We start from the raw sequence: 17,458 nt of genomic DNA, 5'->3' as shown, positions 1-17,458 counted from the left end.
TGCCATCGTGAGATGGCAGGGGCTTTTTACTGAGCGCAAATCAAGCTCTTGTGGGAGCGGGCTTGCTCGCGAAGGTAACGCCGCGACACACAAGCCAGACCGTGTTGCCTGCATCGCGGGCAAGCCACGCTCCCACCAAAAGCATCTCAGCTTCCCTGGATCAGAACTGCGATTGCAGGTAGTTCTGCAAGCCGATCGACTTGATCAGGCCCAGCTGTTTTTCCAGCCAGTAGGTGTGGTCTTCTTCGGTGTCTGCCAGCTGAACACGCAACATGTCACGGCTCACGTAGTCCTTGTGCAGTTCGCACAGGGCGATGCCTTTGCACAGCGCGGCACGGACTTTATATTCCAGGCGCAGGTCGGCAGCGAACATCTCAGGCACCGTAGTACCCACATCCAGGTCGTCAGGGCGCATGCGCGGCGTACCCTCGAGCATCAGAATCCGGCGCATCAACGCATCAGCGTGTTGTGCCTCTTCCTCCATCTCGTGGTTGATACGCTCGTAAAGCTTGGTGAAACCCCAATCCTCGTACATACGGGAATGGACGAAATATTGGTCACGCGCAGCCAACTCGCCGGTCAGCAACGTATTGAGATAATCGATTACATCCGGGTGGCCTTGCATTGCCTTACATCTCCCTGCTTGAAAGGCTGTAGTTTGAACCAAGCCGACTGAGAGGTCACGGCCAAATCGCAATAAAAACCCTGTTTTTCAGAGAAAACAGGGTTAAATAACGCAAAAACCGCCCAATTGAGGGCGGTTCTGCTTCTCACTTAGAGTTAGTTACGCTGTACACCCAACGCCTTGGCAACACCATCACCATAAGCCTGATCAGCATTGTAGAAATGCTGCAGCTGACGCTCGACGACATCCCCCGTCACACCCTCCATAGCCCCTGCAATATTGTTGATCAGCAGGGCTTTCTGCTCGTCGTTCATCAGTCGGAACAGGGCACCGGCGTGGCTGTAGTAATCGCTGTCTACACGATGATCGTAACGATCAGCTGCACCACTGAGGGCCAATGGCGGCTCAGCATATTGCGGTGCTTGTTTTGGCGCGTCGCCATAGCTGTTCGGCTCATAGTTCGGTGCAGCACCACCATTGTTGCCGAAGGCCATAGAGCCATCACGCTGATAGTTATGCACAGGTACCCGTGGTGAGTTGATCGGCAGGTGCTGGTGGTTGGTGCCTACACGGTAGCGATGGGCATCGGCATACGCGAACACACGGCCTTGCAGCATGCGGTCAGGCGACAGGCCCACACCCGGGATCATATTGCTTGGCCCGAACGCAGCCTGCTCCACTTCGGCAAAGTAGTTCAGCGGGTTGCGGTTCAGCTCCAGCTCACCGATTTCAATCAGCGGGAACTCTTTCTGCGACCAGGTCTTGGTCACGTCAAACGGGTTCTCATAGTGGGCTGCAGCCTGAGCTTCAGTCATGACCTGCATGCATACGCGCCATTTCGGAAAGTCACCGCGTTCGATGGCGGCAAACAAGTCACGCTGTGCGTAATCCGGGTCGGTACCGGCAAGGCGCGCAGCCTCTGCAGGCGGCAGGTTCTTGATGCCCTGCTTGGTTTTGTAATGCCATTTGACCCAGTGACGCTCACCCGCAGCATTGATCAGGCTGTACGTGTGGCTGCCAAAGCCATGCATATGGCGGTAACCATCTGGAATGCCGCGATCGGAAAACAGGATGGTGACCTGGTGCAGCGACTCAGGGGAGTGCGACCAGAAGTCCCACATCATCTGTGCGCTTTTCAGGTTGCTTTGCGGGAGGCGTTTTTGGGTGTGGATAAAGTCGGGAAATTTAAGCGGGTCACGGATGAAAAACACCGGGGTGTTATTACCGACGATGTCCCAGTTACCTTCCTCGGTGTAGAACTTGAGGGCAAAGCCACGTGGATCACGCTCGGTATCAGCCGAGCCGCGCTCGCCACCTACCGTTGAGAAGCGCAGAAAAGTGGGGGTTTGCTTGCCGATGGTGTCAAACAGCTTGGCACTGCTGTACTGAGCCATGTCACGGGTCAGGGTGAAAGTGCCATGGGCGCCTGAACCCTTGGCGTGTACGCGACGCTCAGGAATGTTTTCACGGTTGAAGTGCGCGAGCTTTTCGATCAGATGAAAATCGTCAAGCAGCAATGGGCCACGAGGACCGGCAGAACGAGAATTCTGGTTATCCGCAACTGGAGCGCCGCTGGCGGTTGTAAGCGTTTTGGTCTGGCTCATATGTTTGCTTCCTCAGTCAGTCTTTGTACTGCCGGCTAATCGGCTGACGAGGAGTATTGACCATGAATTACACATGGGCAAATGCATTAAATGATCAGAATCAATAGATAATCATAATCGAACGCGCACAAAAAACCGGGCACTAGGCCCGGTTCTTTGTAGAGACTGACGTCTTACTCAGCGGATACAGCTTCACCGCCAACTGGACGATCAACCAACTCGACGTACGCCATAGGCGCGTTGTCGCCAGCGCGGAAACCGCACTTGAGGATGCGCAGGTAGCCACCCTCACGAGTTGCATAACGCTTGCCCAGATCGTTGAACAGCTTACCAACCATGGCTTTCGAACGAGTACGGTCGAAGGCCAGACGGCGGTTAGCAACAGAATCAATCTTGGCCAGAGTAATCAGCGGCTCAGCAACGCGACGCAATTCTTTGGCTTTCGGCAGAGTCGTTTTGATCAGCTCGTGCTCGAACAACGACACTGCCATGTTTTGAAACATAGCCTTGCGGTGCGAGCTAGTGCGGCTCAGGTGACGACCACTTTTACGATGACGCATGGTTCATTCCTTACCAAACACAACGTTCGGTGATTACGACGATCAGGCAGTCGCCTTGTCGTCCTTCTTAAGACTTGCAGGCGGCCAGTTGTCGAGGCGCATGCCGAGGGACAGACCACGGGAGGCCAGAACGTCCTTGATTTCAGTCAAGGATTTCTTGCCCAGGTTCGGAGTCTTCAACAGTTCTACTTCGGTGCGCTGAATCAGGTCACCGATGTAGTAAATGTTCTCCGCCTTAAGGCAGTTGGCCGAACGCACGGTCAGTTCCAGATCGTCAACAGGACGAAGCAGGATCGGATCGATCTCGTCTTCCTGCTCGATTACCACTGGCTCGCTGTCACCTTTGAGGTCGACGAATGCAGCCAACTGCTGTTGCAGGATGGTTGCAGCACGACGAATGGCCTCTTCAGGATCCAGTGTACCGTTGGTTTCCAGATCAATAACCAGCTTGTCCAGGTTGGTGCGCTGCTCGACACGGGCGTTTTCCACCACGTATGCGATACGGCGAACCGGGCTGAACGAAGAATCCAGCTGCAAGCGACCAATGCTGCGGCTTTCGTCTTCATCGCTCTGACGCGAGTCTGCTGGTTCATAACCACGACCACGAGCTACGGTGAGCTTCATGTTCAAGGCGCCGTTAGACGCCAGGTTGGCGATTACGTGATCGGGATTAACGATCTCGACATCATGATCCAGCTGAATATCGGCAGCGGTAACCACCCCCGAACCCTTCTTCGACAAGGTCAGCGTAACTTCGTCACGGCCGTGCAGCTTGATAGCCAGACCTTTAAGGTTCAACAGGATTTCAATTACGTCTTCCTGTACACCTTCGATGGCGCTGTACTCGTGGAGCACACCGTCAATCTCGGCCTCGACTACTGCACAGCCTGGCATTGAGGACAACAGGATGCGGCGCAGCGCGTTGCCCAGGGTGTGGCCAAAACCACGCTCGAGAGGCTCGAGAGTGATTTTAGCGCGGGTTGGACTGACAACTTGCACATCAATATGGCGAGGTGTCAGGAACTCATTTACCGAAATCTGCATGGATGCACCTATTTTCTAGCCCTTACTTGGAGTAGAGCTCGACAATCAGGCTTTCGTTGATGTCGGCGGACAGATCACTGCGAGCAGGAACGTTCTTGAAAACGCCCGACTTCTTCTCAGTGTCTACTTCTACCCATTCTACGCGGCCACGTTGGGCACACAGATCGAGAGCTTGGACAATGCGAAGCTGGTTCTTTGCTTTCTCGCGGATAGCGACCACGTCACCAGCACGAACCTGGTAGGACGGAACGTTTACGGTCTGACCGTTAACGCTGATCGACTTGTGCGATACCAACTGACGAGATTCGGCACGAGTAGAACCGAAACCCATACGGTATACGACGTTATCCAGGCGGCATTCGAGCAGTTGCAGCAGGTTTTCACCGGTTGCACCTTTTTTGCCAGCAGCTTGTTTGTAGTAGCCGCTGAACTGACGCTCGAGAACGCCGTAGATACGACGGACCTTCTGCTTTTCACGCAGTTGGGTACCGTAGTCGGATTGGCGACCGCGGCGTTGGCCGTGGATGCCTGGAGCAGCTTCAATATTGCACTTCGATTCGATAGCGCGCACACCACTCTTCAGGAAGAGATCAGTGCCTTCACGACGTGCCAGTTTGCATTTTGGACCAATGTAACGAGCCATTCTTTACAGTCTCCTGATTACACGCGGCGCTTCTTCGGCGGACGGCACCCGTTGTGCGGGATTGGCGTCACGTCGGTGATGCTGGCGATCTTATAGCCACAGCCGTTCAAAGCACGGACAGCGGACTCACGACCTGGACCTGGGCCCTTGACGTTAACGTCAAGGTTTTTCAGGCCATATTCCAGCGCAGCTTGACCAGCACGTTCAGCAGCTACTTGAGCAGCGAACGGGGTGGACTTGCGTGAACCGCGGAAACCCGAACCACCAGAGGTAGCCCAAGAAAGCGCGTTACCCTGACGATCCGTGATGGTCACGATGGTGTTGTTGAAAGACGCGTGGATGTGGGCGATGCCATCAACCACTGTCTTTTTAATTTTTTTACGAGGACGAGCAGCAGGTTTTGCCATGACTAAATTCCTGTCGATTCGCTGGTGCGATTACTTGCGGATCGGCTTACGCGGACCTTTGCGAGTACGCGCGTTGGTCTTGGTACGCTGACCGCGCACTGGAAGACCACGACGATGGCGCAGACCGCGGTAGCAGCCCAGGTCCATCAAGCGTTTGATTTTCATGTTGACTTCACGACGCAGGTCACCTTCAGTGGTGAACTTCGCCACTTCGCCACGCAGCAACTCAATCTGCTCGTCGCTCAGATCCTTGATCTTAGCGGCTGGGTTTACACCAGCATCCGCACAGATTTTCTGTGAGGTAGTGCGACCAACACCATAGATGTAGGTCAGCGAGATAACAGTGTGCTTGTTATCTGGAATGTTAACGCCTGCAATACGGGCCATTCAGTGGGACTCCAATTGACAGCTACCTACGCCCCGGAAGCCAAGAAATAGGGCGCGAGATAATATCGCTGTAATAACAAATAATCAACCCAGCAGCGCACTAGCTGCTGGGCTTCAAACAGATCACACTCAGCCTTGGCGCTGTTTGTGACGTGGTTCCGCGCTGCAAATTACCCGAACAACACCTTCGCGGCGAATAATCTTGCAGTTACGGCACAGCTTTTTCACCGATGCACGAACTTTCATCACCAACTCCTCTCACCTTACGGGGTAGTACTTCAGCGGAGCATGCCGCTGCCGTAGCCCTTCAGGTTGGCTTTCTTCATCAGGGATTCGTACTGGTGCGAAACGAGGTGCGATTGTACTTGGGACATGAAGTCCATAACAACCACAACAACGATCAGCAACGAGGTCCCGCCAAGGTAGAACGGAACGTTTGCCGCAACCACCAGGAACTGGGGCAACAGGCACACGGCCGTCATATAAAGAGCACCGAACAGAGTCAAACGAGTCAAAACGCCATCAATATAGCGTGCCGACTGCTCACCTGGACGGATACCCGGAATAAAGGCACCGGACTTCTTCAGGTTTTCCGCTACGTCTTTCGGATTGAACATCAACGCCGTATAGAAGAAGCAGAAGAAAATAATCCCTGCACTAAACAGCAGAATATTCAACGGCTGACCAGGAGCGATCGACTGCGAGATGTCCTGCAACCAGCCCATACCTTCAGACTGACCGAACCAGGCACCCAGCGAAGCCGGGAACAGCAAAATGCTGCTCGCAAAAATAGCCGGGATAACACCGGCCATATTCACTTTCAGCGGTAGGTGGCTAGTCTGCGCAGCAAACACCTTGCGGCCCTGCTGACGCTTGGCGTAGTGAACAGCAATACGACGCTGGCCACGCTCAATGAACACCACAAAACCGATAATCGCTACTGCCAGCAAACCGATAGCAACCAGAGCGAAGATATTGATATCGCCCTGACGTGCAGACTCGAAAGACTGCCCGATTGCTCTCGGAAGACCGGCGACGATACCCGAAAAAATCAACATCGAGATACCGTTGCCAACACCACGCTCAGTAATCTGCTCACCCAGCCACATCATGAACATTGCACCCGCCACAAACGTGGTTACTGCAACGAAATGGAAGCCCAGGTCACCAGTGAACGCTACGCCTTGCCCTGCCAGACCAATGGACATGCCAATAGCCTGGACAAGAGCAAGAGCGACAGTGAGGTAGCGGGTGTACTGGCTAATCTTGCGACGGCCAGCTTCACCTTCCTTCTTCAACTGCTCCAGTTGCGGGCTGACAGCGGACATAAGCTGCATGATGATCGATGCCGAAATGTACGGCATGATCCCCAGCGCAAAAATACTCATCCGCTCCAGCGCGCCGCCGGAAAACATGTTGAACAAGCTAAGTATGGTCCCCTCATTCTGTCGAAACAGGTCCGCCAGCCGGTCCGGGTTGATACCTGGAACTGGGATGTGTGCGCCTATCCGGTAGACGATAATCGCCAGGAATAGAAAACGCAGTCGAGCCCAGAGCTCGGATAACCCGCCTTTGCTGAGCGCTGAGAGAGCACCTTGCTTAGCCATTTATTCCTCGAACTTGCCGCCAGCTGCTTCGATAGCCGAACGCGCACCTTTGGTGGCGCCGATTCCCTTGCCGATTGTGACAGCGCGAGTCACTTCACCGGACAGCATGATTTTCACACGCAGTACGTTGACGTTGATCACGTTGGCATCTTTCAGGGTCTGCACAGTTACGATGTCGCCTTCCACTTTAGCCAGCTCGGACAAACGCACTTCTGCGCGATCCATGGCTTTCAGGGATACGAAACCGAACTTAGGCAGACGGCGATGCAGCGGCTGTTGACCGCCTTCAAAGCCTGGAGCAATGGTGCCACCGGAGCGGGAGGTCTGACCTTTGTGACCACGGCCACCAGTCTTACCCAAACCACTACCGATACCACGGCCCGGACGATGCTTTTCGCGACGGGAACCCGGCGCTGGACTCAGATCATTGAGTTTCATCGATTAACCCTCTACACGCAGCATGTAGTAAGCCTTGTTGATCATCCCGCGATTCTCGGGAGTATCAAGTACTTCTACAGTGTGACCGATGCGACGCAGACCCAGACCCTTAACGCACAGTTTGTGGTTAGGGATACGGCCGGTCATGCTTTTGATCAGCGTTACTTTAACGGTAGCCATGATCAGAAGATCTCCTTGACGCTTTTGCCACGCTTGGCGGCAATAGATTCAGGAGATTGCATAGCTTTCAAACCTTTGAAAGTGGCGTGAACCACGTTTACCGGGTTAGTCGAGCCGTAGCACTTGGCCAGTACGTTCTGAACGCCAGCAACTTCGAGGACAGCACGCATAGCGCCGCCAGCGATGATACCGGTACCTTCAGAAGCAGGCTGCATGTAAACCTTGGAAGCGCCGTGGGCGGATTTCATGGCGTACTGCAGAGTGGTGCCGTTAAGGTCCACTTGAATCATGTTGCGGCGAGCAGCTTCCATTGCCTTCTGGATCGCAGCAGGCACTTCACGTGACTTGCCACGGCCGAAGCCAACGCGCCCTTTACCATCACCAACCACGGTCAACGCGGTGAAAGTGAAGATACGGCCGCCTTTAACGGTTTTGGCTACGCGGTTAACTTGAACCAGCTTCTCAATGTAGCCTTCGTCGCGCTTTTGGTCGTTATTTGACATAACTTAGAACTCCAGCCCAGCTTCACGAGCAGCCTCAGCCAGCGCTTTCACGCGGCCGTGGTACTTGAAGCCAGAGCGGTCGAAAGCCACCTGCGAGACGCCAGCGGCTTTTGCACGCGTAGCGACCAGCTGGCCAACCTTTGTGGCCGCGTCGATGTTGCCAGTGGCACCATCACGCAGTTCTTTGTCCAAAGTCGAGGCGCTTGCCAGGACTTTGCTGCCGTCGGCCGAGATGACCTGGGCGTATATGTGCTGTGCCGAGCGGAACACGCAGAGACGCACGACTTCGAGTTCGTGCATTTTCAGACGTGCTTTGCGAGCGCGGCGCAGGCGAGTAACTTTTTTGTCGGTCATTTGCTATGCCCTACTTCTTCTTGGCTTCTTTACGACGGACGACTTCGTCCGCGTAACGTACACCCTTGCCTTTATAAGGCTCTGGCGGACGGAAACCGCGGATCTCAGCGGCCACCTGACCTACCAGCTGCTTATCAATACCCTTGATCAGGATATCGGTTTGGCTAGGAGTCTCAGCGGTGATGCCTTCCGGCAACTCGTAATCCACTGGGTGCGAGAAGCCAAGAGCCAGGTTCAGCACTGTGCCTTTTGCTTGCGCTTTGTAACCAACACCGACCAGCTGGAGCTTGCGCTCGAAGCCTTGGCTTACGCCTTGGACCATGTTGTTTACCAACGCACGAGTGGTACCAGCCATTGCGCGAGTTTGTTGATCGCCATTGCGAGCAGCGAAACGCAGCTCACCAGCTTCTTCAACAATCTCAACGGACGAATGGATGTTCAGTTCTAGAGTACCCTTGGCACCCTTCACCGAAAGCTGTTGGCCGGCGAATTTTACTTCGACACCAGCTGGCAGCTTAACGGGGTTCTTAGCGACGCGTGACATGCTTATCCCCCCTTAGAACACAGTGCAAAGAACTTCGCCGCCGACACCGGCAGCGCGCGCAGCACGATCCGTCATCACACCTTTGCTGGTGGAGACGATAGACACACCCAGACCGCCACGAACTTTCGGCAGATCTTCGGAGGACTTGTACTGACGCAGGCCTGGACGGCTAACGCGCTTAACTTCTTCGATAACCGAACGGCCTTCGAAGTACTTCAGCTCGATAGACAGCAGTGGCTTGATTTCGCTGCTGATCTGATAATCCGCGATGTAACCTTCGTCTTTGAGAACTTTGGCTACAGCTACCTTCAACGTGGAAGATGGCATGCTTACGACGGACTTTTCAGCCATCTGGGCATTACGGATTCGAGTTAGCATGTCCGCTAACGGGTCCTGCATACTCATGGGCTAGACGCTCCTGATACAAAAAGAATTAGCCTTGCGGCTACAACTGTCGCCGAGTACTCAATGCTTAAAAAGCACGGGCTCAGGCGAGCCGGTCATTCTAGACACACGCCAGAAATGAATCAAGCCCCAATAGGGGCTTGATTCATATTCAAGGTCACCGGCTGTCAGGATCTTGCAACCCTGACAGGGGTAACTTTGCCTGTGCGCCTTACCAGCTGGCTTTAACCAGACCTGGTACGTCGCCACGCATTGCTGCTTCACGCAATTTGTTACGGCCAAGGCCGAACTTGCGGTAAACACCATGCGGACGGCCAGTCAGGCGGCAGCGGTTACGCATGCGCGCAGCGCTTGCGTCACGTGGCTGCTTCTGCAGAGCAACTTGAGCTTCCCAACGTGCTTCTGGACTTGCGTTCAGATCCACGATGATAGCTTTCAGTGCTGCACGCTTCTTGGCGAACTTGGCAACCGTGAGCTGACGTTTCAGCTCGCGGTTTTTCATGCTCATCTTAGCCATGGTCCTACTCCAATCAGTTGCGGAACGGGAATTTGAAAGCACGCAGCAAGGCGCGACCTTCATCATCTGTCCGAGCAGTGGTGGTCAGGGTAATGTCCAGACCGCGGAGAGCATCGATTTTGTCGTAGTCGATTTCCGGGAAGATGATCTGCTCTTTTACGCCCATGCTGTAGTTACCACGACCATCGAAGGACTTGGCATTCAGGCCGCGGAAGTCGCGTACCCGAGGCAGGGAGATCGACAGCAGACGATCTAGGAATTCGTACATACGCTCACGGCGCAGAGTAACCTTAACGCCGATCGGCCAGCCTTCGCGAACTTTGAAGCCTGCGATGGACTTGCGAGCGTAGGTCACTACACATTTTTGACCCGTGATTTTTTCCAAATCAGCTACAGCGTGCTCGATGATTTTCTTATCACCGATCGCTTCGCCCAAACCCATGTTCAGGGTGATTTTGGTAACGCGCGGAACTTCCATCACGTTCGAAAGCTTAAGTTCTTCCTTAAGTTTCGGAGCGATTTCCTTCCGGTAAATCTCTTTTAGTCGTGCCATGGTCTCATCTACCTAGCAGTGTTCAAGCATCAACCGCTTTTTGGGTCGACTTGAAGACACGAATTTTTTTGCCTTCTTCTACTTTGAAACCAACGCGATCTGCTTTGCTGGTTTCGCTGTTGAAGATGGCCACGTTAGAAGCGTCCAGTGGAGCTTCTTTCTCGACGATACCGCCTTGTACGCCCGACATCGGGTTAGGCTTGGTATGACGCTTAACCAGGTTCAGACCGCCAATAACCAAACGGTTGTTAGCGAGAACCTTAAGCACCTTACCGCGCTTACCTTTGTCTTTGCCGGCGATCACGATGATCTCGTCGTCACGACGAATCTTTTGCATGTCGGATCTCCTTACAGCACTTCTGGGGCGAGCGAGACGATCTTCATGAACTTCTCAGTACGAAGTTCACGGGTCACTGGCCCAAAGATACGGGTGCCGATCGGCTCTTGCTTGTTGTTCAGAAGAACAGCAGCGTTGCCATCAAAGCGGATAATGGAGCCATCAGCACGACGTACGCCGTGACGAGTGCGGACTACAACAGCAGTCATCACTTGGCCTTTTTTCACTTTACCGCGAGGAATTGCTTCCTTCACGGTAACTTTGATGATGTCACCGATACCAGCGTAACGACGATGGGAGCCACCCAGCACCTTGATGCACATAACGCGGCGTGCGCCGCTGTTATCGGCCACATCGAGCATGGATTGAGTCTGAATCATATAATTTCTCCGACCCCTAGTCCTTAGACTTCCACAGCGCGTTCGAGAACATCAACCAGTGCCCAAGACTTGGTCTTGGCCATCGGACGAGTTTCACGAATAGTGACTTTGTCGCCGATGTGGCACTGATTGGTTTCGTCGTGCGCGTGCAGCTTAGTCGAACGCTTAACGTATTTACCGTAGATCGGGTGCTTAACGCGACGCTCGATCAGAACGGTGATGGTTTTGTCCATCTTGTCGCTGACAACACGGCCAGTCAGCGTACGGACAGTCTTTTCGGCTTCAGCCATGATTACTTACCTGCCTGCTGTTTGAGCACAGTCTTCACGCGAGCGATGTCACGCTTAACTTGCGAGAGCAGATGCGACTGCCCCAACTGGCCAGTTGCTTTCTGCATACGCAGATTGAACTGGTCGCGCAGCAAGCCGAGCAGTTGCTCGTTCAGCTGCTGTGCGGATTTTTCACGAAGTTCATTCGCTTTCATCACATCACCGTCCGTTTAACAAAGGAGGTGGCGAGCGGCAGCTTTGCAGCAGCCAGGGCGAAAGCCTCACGCGCCAGCTCTTCAGTAACACCCTCGATTTCATACAGGACTTTGCCTGGCTGAATCTGGGCAACCCAATATTCCACGTTACCCTTACCTTTACCCATACGAACTTCTAGGGGCTTTTTGGAAATAGGCTTGTCCGGGAATACACGGATCCAGATCTTGCCGCCACGCTTAACGTGACGGGTCAGTGCACGACGCGCTGATTCGATCTGACGAGCGGTGAGACGACCACGAGCAACAGACTTCAGCGCGTATTCGCCGAAGCTGACTTTGCTACCGCGCAATGCCAAGCCACGGTTGTGGCCAGTCATTTGCTTGCGGAACTTCGTACGCTTAGGTTGTAACATTTGGCGTACCCCTTACTTAGCAGCTTTTTTACGAGGCGCTGGTGCTTGTGGCTTCAGTTCTTCTTGGCGACCACCAATTACTTCGCCTTTGAAGATCCAAACCTTTACACCGATCACACCGTAAGTGGTGTGAGCTTCGTAGTTGGCATAGTCGATGTCGGCACGCAGGGTGTGCAATGGCACACGACCTTCGCGATACCATTCAGTACGTGCGATTTCAGCACCGCCGAGACGACCGCTCACTTGGATTTTGATGCCTTTGGCACCAATGCGCATAGCGTTCTGTACAGCGCGTTTCATCGCGCGACGGAACATTACACGACGCTCCAGCTGCTGAGCTACGCTCTGCGCAACCAGCATACCGTCGAGTTCCGGCTTGCGGATCTCTTCGATATTGATGTGCACAGGCACACCCATTTGCTTGGTCAGGTCCTGACGCAGTTTCTCAACATCTTCACCTTTCTTCCCGATAACGATACCTGGACGAGCGGTGTGGATGGTGATACGTGCAGTTTGGGCCGGACGATGGATATCGATACGGCTTACGGACGCGCTTTTTAGTTTGTCTTGGAGGTATTCACGCACCTTCAGATCAGCGAACAAGTAGTCCGCATAAGTCCGGCCGTCTGCGTACCAGACGGAGGTGTGCTCCTTGACGATTCCCAGGCGAATGCCAATGGGATGTACTTTCTGACCCATCTCTTCGACTCCGTTACTTGTCAGCAACCTTGACAGTGATATGGCAAGACCGCTTGACGATGCGATCAGCGCGGCCTTTGGCACGCGGCATGATGCGCTTCAGCGAACGCCCTTCGTTGACGAAAACGGTGGCGACTTTCAAGTCGTCAACGTCTGCGCCTTCGTTATGCTCGGCGTTGGCTACGGCCGACTCCAGCACTTTCTTGATGATCTCGGCGGCTTTCTTGTTGCTGAAAGCCAACAGGTTGAGCGCTTCGCCCACCTTCTTCCCGCGGATCTGGTCGGCGACCAAGCGGGCTTTCTGGGCGGAGATTCGAGCGCCCGACAACTTAGCGGCTACTTCCATCGTTCCTTACCCCTTAACGCTTGGCTTTCTTGTCTGCCACGTGCCCACGATAAGTGCGGGTACCGGCAAACTCGCCTAGTTTATGGCCAACCATGTCTTCGTTCACGAGAACTGGGACATGAAGACGACCGTTATGCACAGCGATGGTCAGACCGACCATTTGTGGCAGGATCATCGAACGACGCGACCAGGTTTTCACCGGTTTGCGATCGTTCTTTTCCGCCGCCACTTCGATCTTCTTCAGTAGGTGAAGATCAATAAAAGGACCTTTTTTCAGAGAACGTGGCACTGTCGTATCCCTCTATTTACTTGCGACGACGGACGATCATTTTGTCGGTACGCTTATTACCACGAGTCTTCGCGCCCTTAGTCGGGAAGCCCCATGGCGATACCGGATGACGACCACCAGAGGTACGACCTTCACCACCACCATGTGGGTGGTCAACCGGGTTCATGGCAACACCACGAACGGTTGGGCGAACGCCACGCCAGCGTTTGGCACCAGCTTTACCCAGCGAACGCAGGCTGTGCTCGGAGTTCGAGACTTCACCCAGGGTCGCACGGCATTCAGCCAGTACTTTACGCATTTCACCAGAGCGCAGACGCAGGGTCACATAGACACCATCACGAGCGACCAGCTGAGCCGAAGCACCAGCGGAACGTGCGATTTGCGCGCCTTTACCCGGCTTCAATTCGATGCCGTGTACGGTGCTACCAACTGGAATGCTGCGCAGTTGCAACGAGTTACCCGGCTTGATTGGGGCCAAAGCACCCGAAATCAGCTGGTCGCCAGCACTCACGCCTTTAGGGGCAATGATGTAGCGGCGCTCGCCGTCTGCGTACAGCATCAGAGCGATGTGAGCAGTACGGTTTGGATCGTATTCGATACGCTCAACAGTGGCTGGAATGCCATCTTTGTCGTTGCGACGGAAGTCGACCATACGGTAATGCTGCTTATGACCACCACCGATGTGACGAGTGGTAATACGGCCATTGTTGTTACGACCACCAGACTTCGATTTCTTCTCGAGCAGCGGTGCGTGAGGAGCGCCTTTATGCAGCTCCTGGTTGACCACCTTGACCACATGACGGCGGCCAGGGGAAGTCGGTTTGCATTTAACGATTGCCATGATGCACCCCTTCCTTACTCAGCACTGCTGCTGAAATCGAGATCTTGGCCTGGCTGAAGGGAGATTACTGCCTTCTTCCAGTCATTACGCTTGCCCACGCCGCGAGCGGTGCGCTTGCTCTTACCCAGAACGTTCAGGGTAGTAACACGCTCAACTTTCACGCTGAACAGGCTTTCGACGGCCTTCTTGATTTCCAGCTTGGTTGCATCGGTAGCAACCTTGAAAACGAACTGGCCTTTCTTGTCTGCCAGAACCGTAGCCTTCTCGGAAACGTGCGGGCCAAGCAGAACTTTAAATACGCGTTCCTGGTTCATCCCAGCAGCTCCTCGAATTTCTTCACGGCCGACACGGTGATCAACACCTTGTCGTATGCGATCAGACTAACTGGATCGGAACCTTGCACGTCACGTACATCAACGTGTGGCAGGTTACGAGCAGCCAGGTACAGGTTCTGATCAACACCTTCAGACACGATCAGGACATCAGTCAGACCCATGCCATTCAGCTTGTTGAGCAGATCTTTGGTTTTCGGCGCTTCAACAGCGAAGTCCTGAACCACGACCAGACGATCAGTACGCACCAGCTCAGCAAGGATGGAACGCATTGCTGCGCGATACATCTTCTTGTTCAGCTTCTGGGAGTGATCCTGTGGACGAGCTGCGAAAGTGGTACCGCCGCCACGCCAGATTGGGCTACGGATAGTACCGGCACGAGCACGGCCAGTACCTTTCTGACGCCAAGGGCGCTTACCGCCACCACGAACGTCGGAACGGGTCTTTTGCTGCTTGCTACCTTGACGGCCGCCGGCCATGTAGGCCACGACTGCTTGGTGAACCAGCGTCTCGTTGAATTCGCCGCCGAAAGTCAGTTCGGAAACTTCGATCGCTTGAGCGTCATTTACATTTAATTGCATGTCAGCTTCCCCTTAACCGCGAGCCTTGGCCGCTGGACGTACAACCAGGTTGCCGCCAGTAGCGCCAGGAACAGCACCCTTGACCAACAACAGATTGCGTTCAGCGTCGACGCGCACTACTTCCAGGGACTGCACGGTCACGCGCTCAGCGCCCATATGACCGGACATTTTTTTGCCCTTGAATACACGACCAGGAGTCTGGCACTGGCCAATAGAGCCCGGGACGCGGTGGGAAACGGAGTTACCGTGAGTGTTGTCTTGGCCACGGAAATTCCAACGCTTGATCGTACCCTGGAAGCCTTTACCCTTGGACTGACCGGTTACATCAACCAGTTGGCCAGCGGTGAAGATTTCAGTGTTGATCAGATCGCCAGCCTGGTACTCGCCTTCTTCAAGACGGAATTCCATTACGGTACGACCGGCGGCAACGTTTGCTTTAGCGAAGTGACCCGCTTGAGCAGCTGTTACACGCGAAGCGCGACGCTCGCCGACAGTGACTTGCACTGCACGATAGCCATCGGTTTCTTCAGTTTTGAACTGGGTGACGCGATTCGGCTCGATCTCAATGACCGTGACCGGAATGGAGACACCTTCTTCGGTGAAAATACGGGTCATACCGCATTTACGACCGACTACACCAATAGTCATGTTGTAAACCTCATGAGTGTACGGGGCTTTCACCCGCTATGGCCGCCCATTTCAGAGCGTTACACGACTAAGACCCAAGTCTTAGCCGAGGCTGATCTGCACTTCCACACCGGCCGCAAGATCAAGCTTCATAAGTGCATCAACGGTTTTATCCGTTGGCTGGACGATGTCCAGTACGCGCTTATGAGTACGGATCTCGTACTGGTCACGCGCGTCTTTGTTGACGTGCGGGGAGACCAGAACGGTGAACCGCTCTTTACGGGTAGGCAGTGGAATTGGACCACGCACTTGAGCACCAGTACGTTTCGCGGTTTCCACGATTTCCTGGGTTGATTGGTCGATCAGGCGATGGTCAAAAGCCTTCAACCTGATACGGATTTGCTGATTTTGCATTGGATTTCAGACTCCAGATTGCTGTTCCCACCGAGCGCAATACGCCCGTTAAAAGGAGGCGCAATTCTATAGACGACCCCAGTAGGTGTCAACTCAATAAAAAAAGCCCCCGCTGAGCGGGGGCTTTTTTCAGGCAATCATCACTTACGCGATGATTTTGGCTACAACGCCAGCGCCAACGGTACGACCGCCTTCACGGATTGCGAAACGCAGACCGTCTTCCATTGCGATGGTTTTGATCAGGGTAACAACCATTTTGATGTTGTCGCCCGGCATTACCATCTCAACGCCTTCCGGCAGTTCGCAGTTACCAGTTACGTCAGTTGTACGGAAGTAGAACTGAGGACGGTAGCCTTTGAAGAACGGAGTGTGACGGCCGCCTTCTTCTTTGCTCAACACGTACACTTCAGCTTCGAAGGTAGTGTGCGGCTTAACCGAGCCTGGCTTAACCAGAACCTGGCCACGCTCAACGTCGTCACGCTTGGTGCCGCGCAGCAGCACGCCGCAGTTCTCGCCCGCACGACCTTCGTCGAGCAGCTTACGGAACATTTCAACGCCGGTGCAGGTGGTAACAGTAGTGTCACGCAGACCAACGATTTCCAGCGGATCTTGAACGCGAACGATACCGCGCTCGATACGACCAGTTACAACAGTACCGCGACCGGAGATCGAGAATACGTCTTCGATTGGCATCAGGAACGGCTTGTCGATAACACGTACTGGATCTGGAATGTAGGTATCCAGAGTTTCAACCAGTTTACGAACGGCAGTGGTGCCCATTTCGTTGTCGTCTTTGCCTTCCAGCGCCATACGAGCCGAACCGATGATGATCGGAGTGTCGTCGCCTGGGAAGTCGTAAGTCGACAGCAGGTCACGAACTTCCATCTCAACCAGTTCCAGCAGCTCAGCGTCGTCTACCAGGTCAGCCTTGTTCAGGAAAACCACGATGTACGGAACGCCAACCTGACGGGACAGCAGGATGTGCTCACGGGTTTGTGGCATCGGACCATCAGCGGCCGAACAAACCAGGATAGCGCCGTCCATCTGAGCAGCACCGGTGATCATGTTCTTCACATAGTCAGCGTGACCTGGGCAGTCAACGTGAGCGTAGTGACGAATGTGCGAGTTGTATTCAACGTGCGCAGTGTTGATCGTGATACCACGAGCTTTTTCTTCTGGCGCGCTGTCGATTTTATCGAAGTCAACGATTGCCGAACCGAAAACTTCGGAGCAAACACGGGTCAGAGCTGCAGTCAGCGTGGTTTTACCATGGTCAACGTGACCGATAGTGCCAACGTTGACGTGCGGTAGGGAACGATCAAATTTTTCTTTAGCCACGACAAT

At 54.1% G+C, this 17,458-nt stretch carries 31 protein-coding genes; all 31 read right to left on the bottom strand.

The features are described 5' to 3' along the window. Nucleotides 1-160 precede the first annotated feature (160 nt). On the bottom strand, nucleotides 161-625 hold the full coding sequence (bfr, locus tag V6L81_RS05840; protein ID WP_016779187.1) for a bacterioferritin: 465 nt from the start codon (nucleotides 623-625) through the stop codon (nucleotides 161-163). Between the two features lie 155 nt (nucleotides 626-780). After that, nucleotides 781-2,229 (bottom strand): catalase, encoded by a 1,449-nt coding sequence (locus tag V6L81_RS05835; RefSeq protein ID WP_095025007.1) that lies wholly within the window; start codon nucleotides 2,227-2,229, stop codon nucleotides 781-783. Between the two features lie 173 nt (nucleotides 2,230-2,402). Next, nucleotides 2,403-2,789, bottom strand: a complete 387-nt coding sequence (gene rplQ, locus V6L81_RS05830) for a 50S ribosomal protein L17 (RefSeq protein ID WP_016779185.1) — start codon at nucleotides 2,787-2,789, stop codon at nucleotides 2,403-2,405. A gap of 42 nt (nucleotides 2,790-2,831) precedes the next feature. Then, nucleotides 2,832-3,833: a DNA-directed RNA polymerase subunit alpha gene (locus V6L81_RS05825; protein WP_003176403.1), complete on the bottom strand. Its 1,002-nt coding sequence runs from the start codon at nucleotides 3,831-3,833 to the stop codon at nucleotides 2,832-2,834. A 22-nt stretch (nucleotides 3,834-3,855) separates the two neighbouring features. Next, complete coding sequence (gene rpsD, locus V6L81_RS05820) at nucleotides 3,856-4,476, bottom strand: 30S ribosomal protein S4 (protein WP_003444359.1); 621 nt, start codon at nucleotides 4,474-4,476, stop codon at nucleotides 3,856-3,858. 17 nt (nucleotides 4,477-4,493) lie between these two features. Beyond that, entirely contained in the window at nucleotides 4,494-4,883 is a 390-nt protein-coding gene (gene rpsK, locus V6L81_RS05815) for a 30S ribosomal protein S11 (RefSeq protein WP_007924177.1), read from the bottom strand. A 30-nt stretch (nucleotides 4,884-4,913) separates the two neighbouring features. After that, on the bottom strand, nucleotides 4,914-5,270 hold the full coding sequence (rpsM, locus tag V6L81_RS05810; RefSeq protein ID WP_016779184.1) for a 30S ribosomal protein S13: 357 nt from the start codon (nucleotides 5,268-5,270) through the stop codon (nucleotides 4,914-4,916). 129 nt (nucleotides 5,271-5,399) lie between these two features. Then, nucleotides 5,400-5,516 (bottom strand): 50S ribosomal protein L36, encoded by a 117-nt coding sequence (gene rpmJ / locus V6L81_RS05805; protein ID WP_002555468.1) that lies wholly within the window; start codon nucleotides 5,514-5,516, stop codon nucleotides 5,400-5,402. Nucleotides 5,517-5,548: 32 nt separating this feature from the next. Then, nucleotides 5,549-6,877, bottom strand: a complete 1,329-nt coding sequence (gene secY, locus V6L81_RS05800) for a preprotein translocase subunit SecY (protein ID WP_003444361.1) — start codon at nucleotides 6,875-6,877, stop codon at nucleotides 5,549-5,551. Continuing rightward, the gene (gene rplO / locus V6L81_RS05795) at nucleotides 6,878-7,315 is read right to left on the bottom strand and encodes a 50S ribosomal protein L15 (RefSeq protein WP_016779182.1); all 438 of its coding nucleotides are present in this window, start codon (nucleotides 7,313-7,315) and stop codon (nucleotides 6,878-6,880) included. Nucleotides 7,316-7,318: 3 nt separating this feature from the next. Then, on the bottom strand, nucleotides 7,319-7,495 hold the full coding sequence (gene rpmD / locus V6L81_RS05790; protein ID WP_003186033.1) for a 50S ribosomal protein L30: 177 nt from the start codon (nucleotides 7,493-7,495) through the stop codon (nucleotides 7,319-7,321). Nucleotides 7,496-7,497: 2 nt separating this feature from the next. Further along, the gene (gene rpsE / locus V6L81_RS05785) at nucleotides 7,498-7,998 is read right to left on the bottom strand and encodes a 30S ribosomal protein S5 (RefSeq protein ID WP_003186035.1); all 501 of its coding nucleotides are present in this window, start codon (nucleotides 7,996-7,998) and stop codon (nucleotides 7,498-7,500) included. A gap of 3 nt (nucleotides 7,999-8,001) precedes the next feature. Then, nucleotides 8,002-8,352 (bottom strand): 50S ribosomal protein L18, encoded by a 351-nt coding sequence (gene rplR, locus V6L81_RS05780; protein WP_016779181.1) that lies wholly within the window; start codon nucleotides 8,350-8,352, stop codon nucleotides 8,002-8,004. Between the two features lie 10 nt (nucleotides 8,353-8,362). Next, nucleotides 8,363-8,896 (bottom strand): 50S ribosomal protein L6, encoded by a 534-nt coding sequence (gene rplF / locus V6L81_RS05775; protein WP_016779180.1) that lies wholly within the window; start codon nucleotides 8,894-8,896, stop codon nucleotides 8,363-8,365. Nucleotides 8,897-8,908: 12 nt separating this feature from the next. Next, nucleotides 8,909-9,301: a 30S ribosomal protein S8 gene (gene rpsH, locus V6L81_RS05770; protein WP_003444366.1), complete on the bottom strand. Its 393-nt coding sequence runs from the start codon at nucleotides 9,299-9,301 to the stop codon at nucleotides 8,909-8,911. Nucleotides 9,302-9,512: 211 nt separating this feature from the next. Beyond that, complete coding sequence (gene rpsN / locus V6L81_RS05765; protein ID WP_003444367.1) at nucleotides 9,513-9,818, bottom strand: 30S ribosomal protein S14; 306 nt, start codon at nucleotides 9,816-9,818, stop codon at nucleotides 9,513-9,515. A gap of 13 nt (nucleotides 9,819-9,831) precedes the next feature. Further along, entirely contained in the window at nucleotides 9,832-10,371 is a 540-nt protein-coding gene (gene rplE / locus V6L81_RS05760) for a 50S ribosomal protein L5 (RefSeq protein WP_003444368.1), read from the bottom strand. A gap of 22 nt (nucleotides 10,372-10,393) precedes the next feature. Next, nucleotides 10,394-10,708: a 50S ribosomal protein L24 gene (rplX, locus tag V6L81_RS05755; RefSeq protein WP_016779179.1), complete on the bottom strand. Its 315-nt coding sequence runs from the start codon at nucleotides 10,706-10,708 to the stop codon at nucleotides 10,394-10,396. 11 nt (nucleotides 10,709-10,719) lie between these two features. After that, the gene (rplN, locus tag V6L81_RS05750; protein ID WP_002555479.1) at nucleotides 10,720-11,088 is read right to left on the bottom strand and encodes a 50S ribosomal protein L14; all 369 of its coding nucleotides are present in this window, start codon (nucleotides 11,086-11,088) and stop codon (nucleotides 10,720-10,722) included. A gap of 23 nt (nucleotides 11,089-11,111) precedes the next feature. Continuing rightward, nucleotides 11,112-11,378: a 30S ribosomal protein S17 gene (rpsQ, locus tag V6L81_RS05745; protein WP_003194644.1), complete on the bottom strand. Its 267-nt coding sequence runs from the start codon at nucleotides 11,376-11,378 to the stop codon at nucleotides 11,112-11,114. Nucleotides 11,379-11,380: 2 nt separating this feature from the next. Next, complete coding sequence (gene rpmC, locus V6L81_RS05740; protein ID WP_003444371.1) at nucleotides 11,381-11,572, bottom strand: 50S ribosomal protein L29; 192 nt, start codon at nucleotides 11,570-11,572, stop codon at nucleotides 11,381-11,383. After that, nucleotides 11,572-11,985: a 50S ribosomal protein L16 gene (gene rplP / locus V6L81_RS05735; RefSeq protein ID WP_016779178.1), complete on the bottom strand. Its 414-nt coding sequence runs from the start codon at nucleotides 11,983-11,985 to the stop codon at nucleotides 11,572-11,574. Before rplP ends, rpmC begins: the two co-directional genes overlap by 1 nt. A 12-nt stretch (nucleotides 11,986-11,997) precedes the next feature. Further along, nucleotides 11,998-12,684 (bottom strand): 30S ribosomal protein S3, encoded by a 687-nt coding sequence (rpsC, locus tag V6L81_RS05730; RefSeq protein WP_003176422.1) that lies wholly within the window; start codon nucleotides 12,682-12,684, stop codon nucleotides 11,998-12,000. A gap of 13 nt (nucleotides 12,685-12,697) precedes the next feature. Next, nucleotides 12,698-13,030 (bottom strand): 50S ribosomal protein L22, encoded by a 333-nt coding sequence (gene rplV / locus V6L81_RS05725; protein WP_003444373.1) that lies wholly within the window; start codon nucleotides 13,028-13,030, stop codon nucleotides 12,698-12,700. Between the two features lie 13 nt (nucleotides 13,031-13,043). Then, complete coding sequence (gene rpsS, locus V6L81_RS05720; RefSeq protein ID WP_003232420.1) at nucleotides 13,044-13,319, bottom strand: 30S ribosomal protein S19; 276 nt, start codon at nucleotides 13,317-13,319, stop codon at nucleotides 13,044-13,046. Nucleotides 13,320-13,335: 16 nt separating this feature from the next. Further along, nucleotides 13,336-14,160: a 50S ribosomal protein L2 gene (rplB, locus tag V6L81_RS05715; protein WP_016779177.1), complete on the bottom strand. Its 825-nt coding sequence runs from the start codon at nucleotides 14,158-14,160 to the stop codon at nucleotides 13,336-13,338. Nucleotides 14,161-14,174: 14 nt separating this feature from the next. Further along, a complete protein-coding gene (gene rplW / locus V6L81_RS05710) occupies nucleotides 14,175-14,474 on the bottom strand; it encodes a 50S ribosomal protein L23 (protein WP_003444375.1) in 300 nt (99 codons plus the stop codon). Continuing rightward, on the bottom strand, nucleotides 14,471-15,073 hold the full coding sequence (gene rplD, locus V6L81_RS05705) for a 50S ribosomal protein L4 (RefSeq protein ID WP_016779176.1): 603 nt from the start codon (nucleotides 15,071-15,073) through the stop codon (nucleotides 14,471-14,473). The genes rplW and rplD overlap by 4 nt, the downstream gene beginning before the upstream one ends. A 12-nt stretch (nucleotides 15,074-15,085) precedes the next feature. Beyond that, nucleotides 15,086-15,721, bottom strand: a complete 636-nt coding sequence (gene rplC, locus V6L81_RS05700; protein WP_016779175.1) for a 50S ribosomal protein L3 — start codon at nucleotides 15,719-15,721, stop codon at nucleotides 15,086-15,088. A gap of 81 nt (nucleotides 15,722-15,802) precedes the next feature. After that, nucleotides 15,803-16,114, bottom strand: a complete 312-nt coding sequence (gene rpsJ / locus V6L81_RS05695) for a 30S ribosomal protein S10 (RefSeq protein ID WP_003186070.1) — start codon at nucleotides 16,112-16,114, stop codon at nucleotides 15,803-15,805. Nucleotides 16,115-16,258: 144 nt separating this feature from the next. Continuing rightward, nucleotides 16,259-17,452 (bottom strand): elongation factor Tu, encoded by a 1,194-nt coding sequence (tuf, locus tag V6L81_RS05690; RefSeq protein ID WP_016779174.1) that lies wholly within the window; start codon nucleotides 17,450-17,452, stop codon nucleotides 16,259-16,261. Nucleotides 17,453-17,458 lie beyond the last annotated feature (6 nt).

Origin of the sequence: Pseudomonas bubulae (assembly GCF_037023725.1) — a bacterium.
GTDB classification, from domain to species: Bacteria; Pseudomonadota; Gammaproteobacteria; order Pseudomonadales; family Pseudomonadaceae; genus Aquipseudomonas; species Aquipseudomonas bubulae.
Note: the sequence above shows the minus strand (reverse complement) of the source record. Positions and strands in the feature narration are given on the sequence as shown.

Bases quoted from the DNA above. Each gene is read 5' to 3' on its own strand.
- bfr (WP_016779187.1), bottom strand. From the start codon at position 625: ATGCAAGGCCACCCGGATGTAATCGATTATCTCAATACGTTGCTGACC.
- V6L81_RS05835 (WP_095025007.1), bottom strand. From the start codon at position 2,229: ATGAGCCAGACCAAAACGCTTACAACCGCCAGCGGCGCTCCAGTTGCG.
- rplQ (WP_016779185.1), bottom strand. From the start codon at position 2,789: ATGCGTCATCGTAAAAGTGGTCGTCACCTGAGCCGCACTAGCTCGCAC.
- V6L81_RS05825 (WP_003176403.1), bottom strand. From the start codon at position 3,833: ATGCAGATTTCGGTAAATGAGTTCCTGACACCTCGCCATATTGATGTG.
- rpsD (WP_003444359.1), bottom strand. From the start codon at position 4,476: ATGGCTCGTTACATTGGTCCAAAATGCAAACTGGCACGTCGTGAAGGC.
- rpsK (WP_007924177.1), bottom strand. From the start codon at position 4,883: ATGGCAAAACCTGCTGCTCGTCCTCGTAAAAAAATTAAAAAGACAGTG.
- rpsM (WP_016779184.1), bottom strand. From the start codon at position 5,270: ATGGCCCGTATTGCAGGCGTTAACATTCCAGATAACAAGCACACTGTT.
- rpmJ (WP_002555468.1), bottom strand. From the start codon at position 5,516: ATGAAAGTTCGTGCATCGGTGAAAAAGCTGTGCCGTAACTGCAAGATT.
- secY (WP_003444361.1), bottom strand. From the start codon at position 6,877: ATGGCTAAGCAAGGTGCTCTCTCAGCGCTCAGCAAAGGCGGGTTATCC.
- rplO (WP_016779182.1), bottom strand. From the start codon at position 7,315: ATGAAACTCAATGATCTGAGTCCAGCGCCGGGTTCCCGTCGCGAAAAG.
- rpmD (WP_003186033.1), bottom strand. From the start codon at position 7,495: ATGGCTACCGTTAAAGTAACGCTGATCAAAAGCATGACCGGCCGTATC.
- rpsE (WP_003186035.1), bottom strand. From the start codon at position 7,998: ATGTCAAATAACGACCAAAAGCGCGACGAAGGCTACATTGAGAAGCTG.
- rplR (WP_016779181.1), bottom strand. From the start codon at position 8,352: ATGACCGACAAAAAAGTTACTCGCCTGCGCCGCGCTCGCAAAGCACGT.
- rplF (WP_016779180.1), bottom strand. From the start codon at position 8,896: ATGTCACGCGTCGCTAAGAACCCCGTTAAGCTGCCAGCTGGTGTCGAA.
- rpsH (WP_003444366.1), bottom strand. From the start codon at position 9,301: ATGAGTATGCAGGACCCGTTAGCGGACATGCTAACTCGAATCCGTAAT.
- rpsN (WP_003444367.1), bottom strand. From the start codon at position 9,818: ATGGCTAAGATGAGCATGAAAAACCGCGAGCTGAAACGTCAGCTCACG.
- rplE (WP_003444368.1), bottom strand. From the start codon at position 10,371: ATGGCACGACTAAAAGAGATTTACCGGAAGGAAATCGCTCCGAAACTT.
- rplX (WP_016779179.1), bottom strand. From the start codon at position 10,708: ATGCAAAAGATTCGTCGTGACGACGAGATCATCGTGATCGCCGGCAAA.
- rplN (WP_002555479.1), bottom strand. From the start codon at position 11,088: ATGATTCAGACTCAATCCATGCTCGATGTGGCCGATAACAGCGGCGCA.
- rpsQ (WP_003194644.1), bottom strand. From the start codon at position 11,378: ATGGCTGAAGCCGAAAAGACTGTCCGTACGCTGACTGGCCGTGTTGTC.
- rpmC (WP_003444371.1), bottom strand. From the start codon at position 11,572: ATGAAAGCGAATGAACTTCGTGAAAAATCCGCACAGCAGCTGAACGAG.
- rplP (WP_016779178.1), bottom strand. From the start codon at position 11,985: ATGTTACAACCTAAGCGTACGAAGTTCCGCAAGCAAATGACTGGCCAC.
- rpsC (WP_003176422.1), bottom strand. From the start codon at position 12,684: ATGGGTCAGAAAGTACATCCCATTGGCATTCGCCTGGGAATCGTCAAG.
- rplV (WP_003444373.1), bottom strand. From the start codon at position 13,030: ATGGAAGTAGCCGCTAAGTTGTCGGGCGCTCGAATCTCCGCCCAGAAA.
- rplB (WP_016779177.1), bottom strand. From the start codon at position 14,160: ATGGCAATCGTTAAATGCAAACCGACTTCCCCTGGCCGCCGTCATGTG.
- rplW (WP_003444375.1), bottom strand. From the start codon at position 14,474: ATGAACCAGGAACGCGTATTTAAAGTTCTGCTTGGCCCGCACGTTTCC.
- rplD (WP_016779176.1), bottom strand. From the start codon at position 15,073: ATGCAATTAAATGTAAATGACGCTCAAGCGATCGAAGTTTCCGAACTG.
- rplC (WP_016779175.1), bottom strand. From the start codon at position 15,721: ATGACTATTGGTGTAGTCGGTCGTAAATGCGGTATGACCCGTATTTTC.
- rpsJ (WP_003186070.1), bottom strand. From the start codon at position 16,114: ATGCAAAATCAGCAAATCCGTATCAGGTTGAAGGCTTTTGACCATCGC.